Genomic DNA, 13,931 nt, shown 5'->3' on the forward strand with positions numbered 1-13,931 from the left:
TCCATTACGGTCTGCATGTCCGTGATGCCCGGTGTATCACGGGCAAGGATGCGAGAAGAACGGATGGTTCACGTGGTGGGTCGCGCGAGCGCCCTCAGGGACTCCCTGACGGGCAGGCGGCGCCTGGTCGCGCAGGCGGCAGTCCTCGCGACCGTGGTCGGTGCGACCGGGGTCTTCGCGCTCGCCCACAAGTCGGTGACGATCGACCTCGACGGCGAGGTCCGCACCGTGAGCGCCTACGGTTCCACGGTCGGCGAGCTGCTGGCGTTCCAGAAGATCGCGGTCAAGGACGGTGACCTCGTCGAGCCGGCGACCACGGTCGCGGCGAGCGACGGAGGCACGATCGTCGTCCGGACGAGCCGTGAGGTCTCCCTCGAGCTCGACGGGGAGCCGCAGACCTTCGTCACGACCGCGAGCACCGTGGGGGAGCTCATCAGCGCCCTCGGTCCGCGAGCCGAAGGTGCCAAGACGTCGGCCTCACGCTCCCAGTCGATCGGGCGTGAGCAGATCCGCGTCTCGACGCTCAAGACGGTCCACGTCGCCGTCGACGGCGGGATCGTCTCGGCCACCACGGCCGAGGCGTCGGTCCAGGGGGTCCTGGACCACGCGGGGATCGTCCTGGCCGCCGGGGATGCGGTGTCGGTGCCCCTCGGTGCCGCGGCGGTCGACGGCATGCTCATCCTGGTCACCCGCGCAGCGCAGGGCGCGGCAACCGTCACGGAATCGCTGCCCTTCGCGACGGAGGAGGTCAAGGACCCCTATCTCCCGCAGGGGCAGCGCAACGTTCGGACCTCCGGCAAGGTCGGCGAGGCGATCACGACCTACGAGATCCAGACGGTCGGAGGGGCCGAGGTCTCGCGGACGGTGCTCGAGCGGACGGTCGTCCGTGAGCCGCGCACCGAGGTCGTCGTGGTCGGCACGCTCGACCCGTCGACGATCAAGGTCGACCCGGGTTCCTCCAAGGCGATCGCCAAGTCGCTCGCCGCCCAGCGCGGCTGGGGCGACGACCAGTTCGCGTGCCTCGACCTGCTCTGGACGAAGGAGAGCAAGTGGAACGCGACCGCGGAGAACCGGTCGAGCGGTGCCTACGGCATCCCGCAGGCTCTCCCGGGGTCCAAGATGGCCAGCGCAGGAGCCGACTGGCGGACCAACCCCGCGACCCAGATCACCTGGGGCCTGGGGTACATCGAGGGGCGGTACGGCACGCCCTGCGGAGCGTGGAGCCACTCGCAGGCCAAGGGGTGGTACTGACCGCTCGGGGAGGCGCCGACGTTCTCGGGAAACTGTGAAGGTTTCACCCACGAGCCGCGTATCACGCCCGTGACATAGGTGGAGGAAAGCGGACAGAACCATCCCGGGGCGCGTGTCGCAGGGTTGGCACCGGATAACGGATCGGTTACGGTCAACTGTCGCGCGCTGCTGCCCGTCCTGTCGTCACCCGCTCATCGCCGGGTGCGGAACCCGCCCATCACCGGGGTCCCCAGGACCGGAGGGTGCGCGTCCTGCTGTGGTCCTGAGCACCGGACCGTCGGCGGAAAACGACAGCCGGATCGGTCGTTTCGGACCCTGCGGTGGGACGCCCTCGGGCGACCCGCCCCGACGCTCCTCGGAGCGGCGGGACCGCCGGTGGCGCACCGCGCCGCCCGAACTCCGTGCCCGGGAGGCTCGACGACTGGACTCGAGTGAAGAACCCCCTGAACCGGACCGCACACGCGGCCAGCGCCACTGCCCCCGTTTCTTCGACTTCTGATGGTGTCGAGGCTGAGGCCTCCGCCACTCCTGCTTCGCGGCGTCGCCGTTGGCCCTTGATCGCCGGTGCGACTGCTGTCGCGCTCGTGGCGACGGGTGCGGTTGCTTATGGTTCCGCGAAGAAGACCGTCGAGCTCGATGTCGATGGTGAGATCACGACGGTGAGCACGTTCGCCGGCTCGGTCGAGGGTCTCCTCGCCGAGGAGGGTGTGCGTGTCACCGACAAGGACCTGATCGCTCCTGCGGGTGATGCGGCGCTGAAGAACGGTGCTGACGTCGTCGTGCGGTACGGGCGTCAGGTGACCGTGCAGACCGATGGTCAGCAGAGCGACGTGTGGGTCACGGCTCTGGACGCGGACGAGGCGCTCGACACGCTCTCGGGTCGTGGCGCGGACGTGCGCCTGGTCGCCTCCCGCTCCGGCGCCGACGGCCGTGCGGCGCTGCCGCTGCGCCTCGACGCGAACGGGCCCGTGACCGTCGTGGCCGACGGCCAGACCACGACGGCCCCTGACGGCAGCATCGGCGTGAACTCGATCCTCGACCAGCAGGGGGTCGTGCTCGGTGAGCAGGACCGCGTCTCGGTCGCCCGCGACGAGGCTGCGGACCCCGCGGTCTCCCTGGTCGTGCAGCGCGTCGCCGTGAGCGACGTCCCCACCGTCACGCCGATCCCCTTCGAGACGGTCACCGAGCAGGACGCGAACCGTTTCGCGGACCTGGACCCGGTCGTCAAGCAGGAGGGTGTCGAGGGCACCTCGACCAAGGTCGAGACCGTCACGACGGTCGACGGCGTCGAGGAGTCCCGCGCCCTGGTCTCCGACGGTGTGACGGCCGAGCCGGTCGCCAAGATCGTGGTGCAGGGCACCAAGGAGCGTCCGAAGCCCGCTCCGGCTCCCAAGGCCGCGGCGGCAGCCCCCAAGGCGAGCGCACCGGCCGCCCCCGCCCCCGCTCCTGCGGCGGCTCCGAGCACGGTCGGCGGTGACGTCTGGGCCGCTCTCGCGAAGTGCGAGTCGGGCGGAAACCCCGCGACGAACACCGGCAACGGCTACTACGGCCTGTACCAGTTCTCCGCCAGCACCTGGAGGGCCATGGGTGGCTCCGGTCTCCCGTCGCAGGCGTCCGCCGAGGAGCAGACGATGCGCGCCCAGATGCTCCAGGCGCGCTCGGGCTGGGGACAGTGGCCCGCTTGCTCCAAGAAGCTGGGCCTGCGCTGAGCAGCAGGACGGCCTGACGGGCCCTGAGCCCGTCGCGCACGAGGGTGCGGTCGGCAGCGAGAGCTGCGGGCCGCACCCTTCGTCGTCCCCGAGGTGCGGCGGGCCGGCCCCGCCCCGAGCGGGCGGGCGGTGTGCGAGGTCTGCGGTCAGGTTCCCGCTTCGTCCTGTGACGTGTCCCGCGTGCTACCGGATCGACTTGGTGATCCATAACGAATCGGTTACGGTCGAGTGTCTCGCGTGCAGAGCTCACCAGAGTGTGACAGCCGCGGGTGGTGCCAACCGGGGAGAAGCCCGGGGTGCCCGGACCGCCGGATCGGCTGGTCGAGAACCCGGAGCGACCTCGTCGCCCTCGCGCCCCGCGCGGACCGGGGAGAGCCCGTCAGGAGCCCATCGACCCCCCGTGCCCGGACAGCACGACGACTGGACCCGAGTGAAGAACCCTTTCCGCGACACCGTGAGCGCCCGGCGCCCGGCGCATCGCTCCGCCCCCGTTTCTTCGACTTCTGATGGTGTCGAGGCTGAGGCCTCCGCCACTCCTGCTTCGCGGCGTCGCCGTTGGCCCTTGATCGCCGGTGCGACTGCTGTCGCGCTCGTGGCGACGGGTGCGGTTGCTTATGGTTCCGCGAAGAAGACCGTCGAGCTCGATGTCGATGGTGAGATCACGACGGTGAGCACGTTCGCCGGCTCGGTCGAGGGTCTCCTCGCCGAGGAGGGTGTGCGTGTCACCGACAAGGACCTGATCGCTCCTGCGGGTGATGCGGCGCTGAAGAACGGTGCTGACGTCGTCGTGCGGTACGGGCGTCAGGTGACCGTGCAGACCGATGGTCAGCAGAGCGACGTGTGGGTCACGGCTCTGGACGCGGACGAGGCGCTCGACACGCTCTCGGGTCGTGGCGCGGACGTGCGCCTGGTCGCCTCCCGCTCCGGCGCCGACGGCCGTGCGGCGCTGCCGCTGCGCCTCGACGCGAACGGGCCCGTGACCGTCGTGGCCGACGGCCAGACCACGACGGCCCCTGACGGCAGCATCGGCGTGAACTCGATCCTCGACCAGCAGGGGGTCGTGCTCGGTGAGCAGGACCGCGTCTCGGTCGCCCGCGACGAGGCTGCGGACCCCGCGGTCTCCCTGGTCGTGCAGCGCGTCGCCGTGAGCGACGTCCCCACCGTCACGCCGATCCCCTTCGAGACGGTCACCGAGCAGGACGCGAACCGTTTCGCGGACCTGGACCCGGTCGTCAAGCAGGAGGGTGTCGAGGGCACCTCGACCAAGGTCGAGACCGTCACGACGGTCGACGGCGTCGAGGAGTCCCGCGCCCTGGTCTCCGACGGTGTGACGGCCGAGCCGGTCGCCAAGATCGTGGTGCAGGGCACCAAGGAGCGTCCGAAGCCCGCTCCGGCTCCCAAGGCCGCGGCGGCAGCCCCCAAGGCGAGCGCACCGGCCGCCCCCGCCCCCGCTCCTGCGGCGGCTCCGAGCACGGTCGGCGGTGACGTCTGGGCCGCTCTCGCGAAGTGCGAGTCGGGCGGAAACCCCGCGACGAACACCGGCAACGGCTACTACGGCCTGTACCAGTTCTCCGCCAGCACCTGGAGGGCCATGGGTGGCTCCGGTCTCCCGTCGCAGGCGTCCGCCGAGGAGCAGACGATGCGCGCCCAGATGCTCCAGGCGCGCTCGGGCTGGGGACAGTGGCCCGCTTGCTCCAAGAAGCTGGGCCTGCGCTGAGCAGCAGGACGGCCTGACGGGCCCTGAGCCCGTCGCGCACGAGGGTGCGGTCGGCAGCGAGAGCTGCGGGCCGCACCCTTCGTCGTCCCCGAGGTGCGGCGGGCCGGCCCCGCCCCGAGCGGGCGGGCGGTGTGCGAGGTCTGCGGTCAGGTTCCCGCTTCGTCCTGTGACGTGTCCCGCGTGCTACCGGATCGACTTGGTGATCCATAACGAATCGGTTACGGTCGAGTGTCTCGCGTGCAGAGCTCACCAGAGTGTGACAGCCGCGGGTGGTGCCAACCGGGGAGAAGCCCGGGGTGCCCGGACCGCCGGATCGGCTGGTCGAGAACCCGGAGCGACCTCGTCGCCCTCGCGCCCCGCGCGGACCGGGGAGAGCCCGTCAGGAGCCCATCGACCCCCCGTGCCCGGACAGCACGACGACTGGACCCGAGTGAAGAACCCTTTCCGCGACACCGTGAGCGCCCGGCGCCCGGCGCATCGCTCCGCCCCCGTTTCTTCGACTTCTGATGGTGTCGAGGCTGAGGCCTCCGCCACTCCTGCTTCGCGGCGTCGCCGTTGGCCCTTGATCGCCGGTGCGACTGCTGTCGCGCTCGTGGCGACGGGTGCGGTTGCTTATGGTTCCGCGAAGAAGACCGTCGAGCTCGATGTCGATGGTGAGATCACGACGGTGAGCACGTTCGCCGGCTCGGTCGAGGGTCTCCTCGCCGAGGAGGGTGTGCGTGTCACCGACAAGGACCTGATCGCTCCTGCGGGTGATGCGGCGCTGAAGAACGGTGCTGACGTCGTCGTGCGGTACGGGCGTCAGGTGACCGTGCAGACCGATGGTCAGCAGAGCGACGTGTGGGTCACGGCTCTGGACGCGGACGAGGCGCTCGACACGCTCTCGGGTCGTGGCGCGGACGTGCGCCTGGTCGCCTCCCGCTCCACGGCAGACGGGCGCCCCGAGCTCGGCGTGAAGCTCGACGCGAACGGGCCCGTCAACGTGGTCGTCGACGGCCAGAAGGTCGTCGCGCCGGACGGGTCCATCGGCATCGACGCCCTGCTCGAGCAGCAGGGCATCACGCTCGGCGAGCAGGACCGCGTCTCGGTCGCCCGCGACGAGACGGCCGACCCTGCGGTCTCGGTCGTCGTCCACAGGGTCACCGTGACCGACGTCCCCACCGTGACCGCCCTCCCGTTCGAGACGACGGTCCAGGAGGACGCGAACGTCTACAAGGGCGAGGCGCAGACCGTCGCCCAGGAGGGCGTCGAGGGCACGCACACCGTCGTCGAGCGGGTCACCGTGGTCGACGGGGTCGAGGAGTCCCGCGAGGTCGTCTCCGACGGAGTCACTGCCGAGCCGGTCGCCAAGATCGTGGTGCAGGGCACCAAGGAGCGCCCGAGCGGCCCGGCCGCCGCCGGGTCCGCTCGCGAGATCGGACGCCAGCTCGTCGCCGCCCGCGGCTGGGGCGGCGACCAGTTCCAGTGCCTCGACCGGCTCTGGACCAAGGAGAGCAACTGGAACTCGTCGGCGACGAACTCGTCGTCGGGCGCGTACGGGATCCCGCAGTCCCTGCCGGCCTCCAAGATGGCGAGCGCGGGAGCCGACTGGAAGACCAACCCGGCGACCCAGATCACCTGGGGCCTGAACTACATCGCGGGCAGCTACGGCACCCCGTGCGCCGCGTGGGGCCACTCCCAGGCGAAGAACTGGTACTGACCCCACGGACGTCGTGACGCCCTCTCGGCGGAGGGGTCCGCACCAGGTCACCCGGTAGGCTTCCCTGCATGAACGCCACCCCCAACGCCCTGCTCGGTCCGGCACAGATCCGCGACCTGGCAGGGCGTCTGGGCGTGCGGCCCACCAAGACCCTCGGCCAGAACTTCGTGCACGACGGCGGGACCGTCCGCAAGATCGTCCGGACGGCCGGGATCGGGGCGGGGGACCGTGTGGTCGAGGTCGGTCCCGGGCTCGGTTCGCTGACCCTGGGGCTGCTCGAGGTCGGGGCGAGCGTGGTCGCGGTGGAGATCGACCCACCGCTCGCGCAGCAGCTCGCTGCGACCGTCGCCGTGCACCAGCCCGACGCCGCCGACCGGCTGACCGTCGTGGCCGCCGACGCGCTCGACGTGACCGAGCTCCCGGGCGAGGCGCCGACGGCGCTCGTCGCCAACCTGCCGTACAACGTCGCCGTCCCCGTCCTCCTGACGTTCCTCGAGCGGTTCGACTCGTTGCAGCGGGTCCTGGTCATGGTCCAGGCCGAGGTCGCGGACCGCCTCGCGGCGCCGCCCGGCAGCCGGACCTACGGCGTGCCGTCGGTCAAGGCCGCCTGGTACGCCTCGGCCTCGCGGGCCGGGACGGTGGGGCGCAGCGTGTTCTGGCCGGTGCCCAACGTCGACTCGGCGCTCGTCGCGCTCGACCGCCGCGAGCCACCGGCGACGACGGCCACGCGCGAGGAGGTCTTCGCGGTCGTGGACGCGGCCTTCGCCCAGCGCCGCAAGATGCTGCGCTCGGCCCTCGCCGGGATCGCGGGCTCGTCGGCGGCCGCGGTCGAGGCGCTCGAGCGCGCGGGCGTCGACCCGACCGCGCGCGGCGAGAGGCTCACGGTCGAGGAGTTCGCCCGCATCGCCGAGCAGCTCCCGCTCGTCCGGGCCGAGGCGGCCGCTTCCGCAGGCGAGCACCCGGACCGACCTGGCACAGTGGACGCGTGAGCTCCCACCTGTCCGCTGCTCCGCCGGTGGCCGTGCGGGTGCGGGCCCCGGGGAAGGTCAACCTGTCGCTCCGGGTCGGCGCGTGCCAGGACGACGGCTACCACCCGCTCGTCACCATCTTCCAGGCCGTCTCGCTGGCCGAGGAGGTCGAGGCCACCCTCGCGACGCCTGGCGCCGGCATCTCCTTGACCGTGTCGGGTGCCCAGGCCGACCGGGTCCCGGTCGACGAGAGCAACCTCGCGTGGCGCGCCGCGGAGTCCTTGGCCCGCTACACGGGGGTGGACCCCGACGTCCGTCTGCACCTCCACAAGGGGGTGCCTGTCGCGGGCGGCATGGCCGGCGGGTCGGCCGACGCCGCGGCGGCTCTCGTGGCGTGCGACCTGCTGTGGGAGACCGGTCTCTCGCGGGCCGAGCTGTCGGACCTGGCGGCGGGGCTCGGCTCGGACGTGCCGTTCGGGCTCGTCGGGCACACCGCCGTGGGTACCGGGAGGGGGCACCTGCTGACGCCCGCGATGTCGCGTGGCGAGTTCCACTGGGCGTTCGCGGTGCGCGACGAGGGTCTGTCGACCGCCCAGGTCTTCCGGACGTTCGACGAGGTCGTGGGCGGGAGCGCGGACGTCGAGCTGTCCGACGACACCGAGCTCATGCAGGCGCTGCGTGCCGGCGATCCCGTGGGCCTCGGCCGCGCGCTGCACAACGACCTCCAGGCCGCGACGCTCGCCCTGGCCCCCGAGCTGGGCCGGACCCTCGAGGTCGCGCGCGACGCCGGTGCGCTCGGCGCGATCGTCTCCGGCTCGGGCCCGACGATCGCGGCCCTCGCCCGCAGCAGGCAGCACGCGCTCGCGATCGCGGCCTCGTGGACCGCGGCGGGCGTCGCAGACTCGGTGCACTGCGCCACGGGCCCGGCGTCGGGGGCGCGCGTCCTGTCCTCCTGACCCCGGGCGCTGGTGCTGGCGCTCGTGCCCGCCCCGCCGCACGGCTGCTCCGTCCACGCTCCGGCGTCACTGCGCTCGCGTGCCCACGCGTATCCTCGCTAGGGCACGTACCCCCCCTCTCGAAGGAACTCATGGCACACCTCCTCGGCGCCGACGACATCCGCCTCGTCGTCGGCACCCGCACCCTCCTCGACGGCGTCAGCCTGGGCCTCGACGACGGCGACCGCGTAGGCGTCGTCGGCCCCAACGGTGCGGGCAAGTCCACGCTGCTGCGCCTTCTCGCGGGGACCGCGACGCCCGACGCCGGACGCGTCACCCGGGTGGGCGGGCTGCGGATCGGGATGCTCGACCAGCGCGACGAGTCGCCCGAGGGCACGTCGATCCGCGACCTGGTCCACGGCGAGTCGGCCGAGCACACGTGGGCCGGCGACGCGGGCATCCGTGCGGTCCACGCGGGGCTCCTCGCGGACCTGGACCTGGACGCACCGGCGTCGACCCTGTCGGGTGGCCAGCGCCGCCGGGTGGCGCTCGCGGCCCTGCTGGTCGCGGAGCACGACGTGCTGTTCCTCGACGAGCCCACCAACCACCTCGACGTCGAGGGCGTCGCGTGGCTCGCCGAGCACCTCCAGGCGCGCTACGACCGTCCGGGGGCCAGGGGGGCGCTCGTGGTCGTGACGCACGACCGCTGGTTCCTCGACGCGGTCTGCACGCGCATGTGGGAGGTCACGGGCGACGGCTCGGGCGCGGTCGAGGGGTACGAGGGCGGGTACGCCGCGTACGTCCTGGCCCGTGCGGAGCGGGCGCGCACCGCGGCCGTCACGGCCGAGAAGCGCAACAACCTGCTCCGCAAGGAGCTCGCGTGGCTGCGCCGCGGAGCCCCGGCGCGGACGTCCAAGCCCAAGTTCCGCCTCGACGCCGCGGCCGCGCTCATCGCCGACGAGCCGGACCCCCGTGACACGCTCGAGCTCACGCGCATGGCCACGCGCCGTCTGGGCAAGGACGTGCTGGACCTCGAGGGCGTCACGGTGCGCATGCCGGCGCGCGACGGGGATCCTGATTCCGCGGAAAAGGTCCTGTTCGACGACGTCACCTGGCGCCTCGGTCCGGGCGACCGCTACGGCGTGGTCGGGGTCAACGGGGCGGGCAAGACGACGCTCCTGCGCCTGCTGGCCGGCCGGCTCGCCCCCACGCAGGGCACGGTCAAGCGGGGCAAGACGATCCACGTCGCCGAGCTGACGCAGGACGTCGAGGAGCTCGACCAGATCGGCGGCCTGCGCGTCGTGGAGGTCATCGAGCAGGAGAAGCGCACGGTCGCGGTCGACGGCAAGGAGCTCACGGCGGCCCAGCTCGTCGAGCGCCTCGGGTTCACGCGCGAGCGCTCGCAGACGCTCGTCCGCGACCTGTCGGGTGGCGAGCGTCGCCGGCTCCAGCTCCTGCGCCTGCTGGTCGGCGAGCCCAACGTGCTGCTGCTCGACGAGCCCACCAACGACCTCGACACCGACACGCTCGCGGCCATCGAGGACCTGCTCGACGGATGGCCCGGCACGCTCGTCGTGGTCTCGCACGACCGCTATCTGCTCGAGCGGGTCTGCGACCGAGAGGTCGCGCTGCTCGGGGACGGGACCATCCGCGACCTGCCGGGCGGGGTCGAGGAGTACCTCGCGCTGCGCAAGGCCGCGATGGCGGCGGCCGTCGCCGGGACGCGTGCCGGCGCGACGGGCTCCGGGGCCGGTGCGCCGTCGTCGGGCACGGGGAGCACCGGTGCCGCGGGTGACGCGACCGCTCAGGCGTCCCCGTCCGGGGCGGACGTGCGGGCCGCGAAGAAGGAGATCGGGCGCATCGAGCGGCGTCTGTCGAAGATCGCCGAGCTCGAGGCGCGCCTGCACGACAAGATGGCCGCCCAGGCGACGGACCACGCCGCAGTCACCGACCTCGACAAGCAGCTCCGCGAGCTCGCTGCCGAGAAGGACACGCTCGAGGCCGAGTGGATGGAAGCGGCCGAGCTGCTCGACTGACGGACCGCACGGGCAGGGCTCGCACGAGCCCTGCCCGTGCGGTCGCGCGATCAGGCCTCGAACTGCCCGATGACCGTGCGGAGCAGGTTCGCGAGGTGGAGCCGGTCAGCGGGGTCGAGCGCTGCGAGGACCTCGCGCTCGACGGCCAGCAGGTCGCTCATGGCGGCGTCGACGCGTTCCAGGCCCTCGGGGGTGAGCTCGACGAGCACTCCTCGCCGGTCGTCGGGCGAGCGGTGCCGCTGCACCAGGCCTCGGGCCTCGAGGCGGTCGATCCGGTTCGTCATGGTGCCGCTCGTGACGAGCGTCTGCGTGATGAGCGCTCCGGGGGACAGGCGGTACGGCTCGCCCGCGCGGCGCAGCGCCGACAGGACGTCGAACTCCCACGTCTCCAGGTGCCCGCGCGCGAACGCGCTGCGGCGCGCGAGGTCCAGATGCCGGGCCAGCCGGCTGACGCGCGAGAACACGGTGAGCGGCTCGACGTCCAGGTCCGGACGCTCGCGCTGCCAGGCGTCGACGATGCGGTCGACCTCGTCCGGGTGCGGGTGCTGCATGACGTGAGGCTACTCGATGTTCCTCGACATCAAGAGTCTTGACGGCCGAGGCGTGCCCTCCGTGGCCCGGAGAGCCCGCCGTCAGCTCGCGCGCAGGGCGTCCTGGAGCCTGACCCGACCGCCCGTGCGGAGCACCGCGTTCGAGTAGATCTTGCCCGCGAGCCACACCAGGACCGGCACGAGCGCGAGCGAGAGCCCGACGGCGAGGAGGATCTCCCACGTCTCGACCGTGCCCAGCGCGATGCGGATCGGCATGAGCAGCGGCGAGCAGAACGGGATGTACGACAGCCACACGACCAGCGGGTTCTCGGGGTCCCACGGGCCGATCGAGATCCCGATGATGTACGGGATCATCATGAGCATCAGGACCGGTGTGATGACCGAGCCCACGTCCTCCTGGCGCGAGACCAGGGCGGCGAGCGCGGCCAGCGCGAGCGAGTACATGACGAACCCGATCACGAACCACACGAGCACCCAGGCCGCGGTCGCCCCGAGGTTCACGCTGCTCGCGTCGACCAGCCCCAGGGCGAACGCCGTCCCGACACCGCCCCCGACCACGACCACGAGCTGGATCAGACCGATCGCGCCGATGCCCAGGACCTTGCCCGCCATGAGCTGCCAGGGCCGGATCGTCGCGAGCAGCAGCTCGACCACACGGCTCGTCTTCTCCTCCACGACGCCCTGGGCCACGAGCTGCCCGCACGTCATGAGCGCGATGAAGATGAGGATGCCGCCCACCATGCCCGTGACGATCTGGGCGGGGTCGCGCACCTCGGTGGGTTCGAGCGTCTCGACCGTGGGTGCGGCAGAGGCGATCTCCTGCGCGACGGCGGACGGGTCGCCGCCCAGGTCGCTGATCGCCCCCGCCAGGGCCGCCTGCTGCGCGAGGCCCGTGAAGACGGGCGTCAAGGTCGTGCCCAGCTCCTCCTTCACGACGACCGTGAACGACCCGGGGGTACCGGTGACCAGGGCGTCGAGGTCGCCGTCGGCGAGCTGCGTCCGTCCCTCGGGCTCCGAGACCTCGCTGACCTGGATCTCGGTCCCGACGGCCTCGCCCGCTGCCGTGAGCTGGGACCCCAGGGCCTCGACCTCCGACGTGACGCCGACCTTCTGGACGGCGGGGCCCTGGTCGCCCACGAGGCTCAGCAGGAACCCGCCGAGCACCACGCCCACGAGCAGCGCCACGGTGGTCCAGACGAACGCCTTGGACCGGATGCGGGTCGAGATCTCACGGCCTGCCACGAGGGACACCGCGCCCCACGTGCTCACGGGGGAGTGGGGCGTCGTCGGCTGTCGCAGGGTGCTCATGCCGAGACCTCCTGTCGGGTGGCGGCGGCGTCGTCGCTGCTGACGACGTGCCGGAAGAGCTCGGTCAGGGAGGGGCGCTGGGGCGTGAACTCGCGCACCGGCCCCGTGGCCAGGGCCGCCCGCAGGACAGCCTGCTCGGCCCCGTCCTGGGGCGAGTCGACCTCGAGGAAGGTCCTGGCGCCGTCGTACCGCACGACGTGGACGCCCGGGATCTCGGACGCCCAGCCGAGCGGCGCCGCCGGGGCGTCGACGACCCACTGCGGGCGCTGCGTCGCGCGCAGCTCCTCGATCCCGCCGACCTCGACCATCTCGCCCGCCTTGACGATCCCCACGCGGTCGCACAGCCGCTCGACCAGGTCGAGCTGGTGCGACGAGAAGACGACGGGTACGCCCGCGGCGGCGCGGTCGCGCAGCACGCCGCTCATGACGTCGACCGCGACAGGGTCCAGCCCGGAGAACGGCTCGTCGAGCACCAGGATGTCCGGGTCGTGCACGAGCGCGGCGGCGAGCTGCACGCGCTGCTGGTTGCCGAGCGAGAGCTTCTGGACCTCGTCGCCCCGGCGGGGGTCGATCCCGAGGACCTGCGTCCAGTGCTCCATCGCCGTGCGCGCCGCGGCGGGGCTCAGCCCGTGCAGGCGGGCCAGGTAGACGAGCTGGTCACCGACCTTCATCCGCGGGTAGAGCCCGCGCTCCTCGGGCATGTAGCCGATCCGACGACGCATGGCCAGGTCGAGCGGCCGGCCGTCCCACCGCACCTCGCCCGAGTCGGGGGCGAGCACCCCGAGCGCGATGCGCATCGTGGTCGTCTTGCCGGCCCCGTTCGAGCCGACGAAGCCGAAAATCTCGCCCGCACCGACGGTGAAGGACATGTCGCGCAGCGCGCGCACCGTCCCGTACGTCTTGTTCAGCCTGTCGATCTCGAGAGTCGCCATGTGACAACGAAACCATGGGCGGGGCGCGCCGTCACGGGCGGAATGTCACGGGTTCGGGAGGCGGTGCGGCTCCGCACGAGCCCCAGGGTGCCGGTCCGGGTCAGCCGTCCGTGCGGTCCTTGGCCGTGAGCGACGGCTTCTTCTCCATGCCGGACAGGCCGTTCCACGCGAGGTTGACCAGGTGCGCCGCGACATCGGTCTTCTTGGGGCTGCGCACGTCGAGCCAGTACTGCCCCGTGAGCGCGACCATGCCGACGAGCATCTGCGCGTAGATGGGCGAGACCCGCGGGTCCAGGCCCCGCCGCTTGAACTGGTCCGCGAGCAGGTGCTCGACCTGCGTCGCGACGTCTCCGATGAGGCTCGAGAACGTCCCCGTCGCCTGGGCCACCGGGGAGTCGCGCACGAGGATCCGGAACCCGTCCTCGGAGGTCTCGATGTACGTCAGCAGCGCGAGCGCCGTGCGCTCGAGCAGCACCTTGGGGTGCCCGCCCGAGGAGAGCGCCCCGGTGAGCGCGCTGGTCAGGCCCTGGATCTCGCGGTCGACGATGACGGCGTAGATGCCCTCCTTGCCCCCGAAGTGCTCGTACACCACGGGCTTGGAGACCTCGGCGCGGGCCGCGATCTCCTCGACGCTCGTCCCCTCGAAACCCTTCTCGGCGAACAGGACGCGGCTCACCGCGAGGAGCTGTTCACGGCGCTGGCTCGCGGTCATACGGGATCTGGGAGGACGTCTGGAGTCTGCGGGCACGGCACCATCATGCCGTGCCCTGTCGCCCCGAGGGCCGGGATGAGATGTCGTGCGGCGCCCTGTGACTCTCTCCTCAC

The 13,931-nt window shown here is 72.2% G+C and carries 11 protein-coding genes; 7 read left to right on the forward strand and 4 right to left on the reverse strand.

The features are described from left to right. The first annotated feature begins 63 nt into the window (after positions 1-63). From ACZDYF_RS01235 to ACZDYF_RS01265, 7 genes are all read left to right on the forward strand, one after another. Positions 64-1,251: an aggregation-promoting factor C-terminal-like domain-containing protein gene (locus ACZDYF_RS01235; RefSeq protein ID WP_225227129.1), complete on the forward strand. Its 1,188-nt coding sequence runs from the start codon at positions 64-66 to the stop codon at positions 1,249-1,251. Between the two features lie 554 nt (positions 1,252-1,805). After that, the gene (locus ACZDYF_RS01240) at positions 1,806-2,960 is read left to right on the forward strand and encodes a transglycosylase family protein (RefSeq protein ID WP_475052094.1); all 1,155 of its coding nucleotides are present in this window, start codon (positions 1,806-1,808) and stop codon (positions 2,958-2,960) included. A 562-nt stretch (positions 2,961-3,522) separates the two neighbouring features. After that, a complete protein-coding gene (locus ACZDYF_RS01245) occupies positions 3,523-4,677 on the forward strand; it encodes a transglycosylase family protein (RefSeq protein ID WP_475052094.1) in 1,155 nt (384 codons plus the stop codon). Positions 4,678-5,239: 562 nt separating this feature from the next. Beyond that, the gene (locus tag ACZDYF_RS01250; protein ID WP_475052100.1) at positions 5,240-6,376 is read left to right on the forward strand and encodes an aggregation-promoting factor C-terminal-like domain-containing protein; all 1,137 of its coding nucleotides are present in this window, start codon (positions 5,240-5,242) and stop codon (positions 6,374-6,376) included. A gap of 68 nt (positions 6,377-6,444) precedes the next feature. After that, positions 6,445-7,365 carry a 16S rRNA (adenine(1518)-N(6)/adenine(1519)-N(6))-dimethyltransferase RsmA gene (rsmA, locus tag ACZDYF_RS01255; RefSeq protein WP_191791036.1) on the forward strand — a complete coding sequence of 307 codons (921 nt, stop codon included), beginning with the start codon at positions 6,445-6,447 and terminating at the stop codon, positions 7,363-7,365. Beyond that, on the forward strand, positions 7,362-8,300 hold the full coding sequence (locus ACZDYF_RS01260) for a 4-(cytidine 5'-diphospho)-2-C-methyl-D-erythritol kinase (RefSeq protein WP_191791035.1): 939 nt from the start codon (positions 7,362-7,364) through the stop codon (positions 8,298-8,300). The genes rsmA and ACZDYF_RS01260 overlap by 4 nt, the downstream gene beginning before the upstream one ends. 131 nt (positions 8,301-8,431) lie before the next feature. Then, positions 8,432-10,315: an ABC-F family ATP-binding cassette domain-containing protein gene (locus ACZDYF_RS01265; protein WP_475052108.1), complete on the forward strand. Its 1,884-nt coding sequence runs from the start codon at positions 8,432-8,434 to the stop codon at positions 10,313-10,315. 50 nt (positions 10,316-10,365) lie between these two features. Here the strand turns inward: ACZDYF_RS01265 and ACZDYF_RS01270 are convergent, their stop codons facing one another. The 4 genes from ACZDYF_RS01270 to ACZDYF_RS01285 all read right to left on the reverse strand — a co-directional run bounded on the left by ACZDYF_RS01270 (position 10,366) and on the right by ACZDYF_RS01285 (position 13,818). Continuing rightward, complete coding sequence (locus ACZDYF_RS01270) at positions 10,366-10,866, reverse strand: MarR family winged helix-turn-helix transcriptional regulator (RefSeq protein WP_191791031.1); 501 nt, start codon at positions 10,864-10,866, stop codon at positions 10,366-10,368. An 81-nt stretch (positions 10,867-10,947) separates the two neighbouring features. Then, positions 10,948-12,174, reverse strand: a complete 1,227-nt coding sequence (locus ACZDYF_RS01275) for an ABC transporter permease (RefSeq protein ID WP_475052111.1) — start codon at positions 12,172-12,174, stop codon at positions 10,948-10,950. Continuing rightward, the gene (locus tag ACZDYF_RS01280; protein WP_475052114.1) at positions 12,171-13,106 is read right to left on the reverse strand and encodes an ABC transporter ATP-binding protein; all 936 of its coding nucleotides are present in this window, start codon (positions 13,104-13,106) and stop codon (positions 12,171-12,173) included. The genes ACZDYF_RS01275 and ACZDYF_RS01280 overlap by 4 nt, the downstream gene beginning before the upstream one ends. A gap of 100 nt (positions 13,107-13,206) precedes the next feature. Then, positions 13,207-13,818, reverse strand: coding sequence for a TetR/AcrR family transcriptional regulator (locus tag ACZDYF_RS01285; protein ID WP_191791028.1), 612 nt, complete (start codon positions 13,816-13,818; stop codon positions 13,207-13,209). Between the last annotated feature and the right edge of the window lie 113 nt (positions 13,819-13,931).

Source organism: Oerskovia sp. PE-21s (genome assembly GCF_056158145.1).

What these genes read in the sequence shown, in the direction of transcription:
- ACZDYF_RS01235 (WP_225227129.1), top strand. Translation starts at nt 64, where the DNA reads ATGGTTCACGTGGTGGGTCGCGCGAGCGCCCTCAGGGACTCCCTGACG.
- ACZDYF_RS01280 (WP_475052114.1), bottom strand. Translation starts at nt 13,106, where the DNA reads ATGGCGACTCTCGAGATCGACAGGCTGAACAAGACGTACGGGACGGTG.
- ACZDYF_RS01270 (WP_191791031.1), bottom strand. Translation starts at nt 10,866, where the DNA reads ATGCAGCACCCGCACCCGGACGAGGTCGACCGCATCGTCGACGCCTGG.
- ACZDYF_RS01275 (WP_475052111.1), bottom strand. Translation starts at nt 12,174, where the DNA reads ATGAGCACCCTGCGACAGCCGACGACGCCCCACTCCCCCGTGAGCACG.
- ACZDYF_RS01265 (WP_475052108.1), top strand. Translation starts at nt 8,432, where the DNA reads ATGGCACACCTCCTCGGCGCCGACGACATCCGCCTCGTCGTCGGCACC.
- ACZDYF_RS01285 (WP_191791028.1), bottom strand. Translation starts at nt 13,818, where the DNA reads ATGACCGCGAGCCAGCGCCGTGAACAGCTCCTCGCGGTGAGCCGCGTC.
- rsmA (WP_191791036.1), top strand. Translation starts at nt 6,445, where the DNA reads ATGAACGCCACCCCCAACGCCCTGCTCGGTCCGGCACAGATCCGCGAC.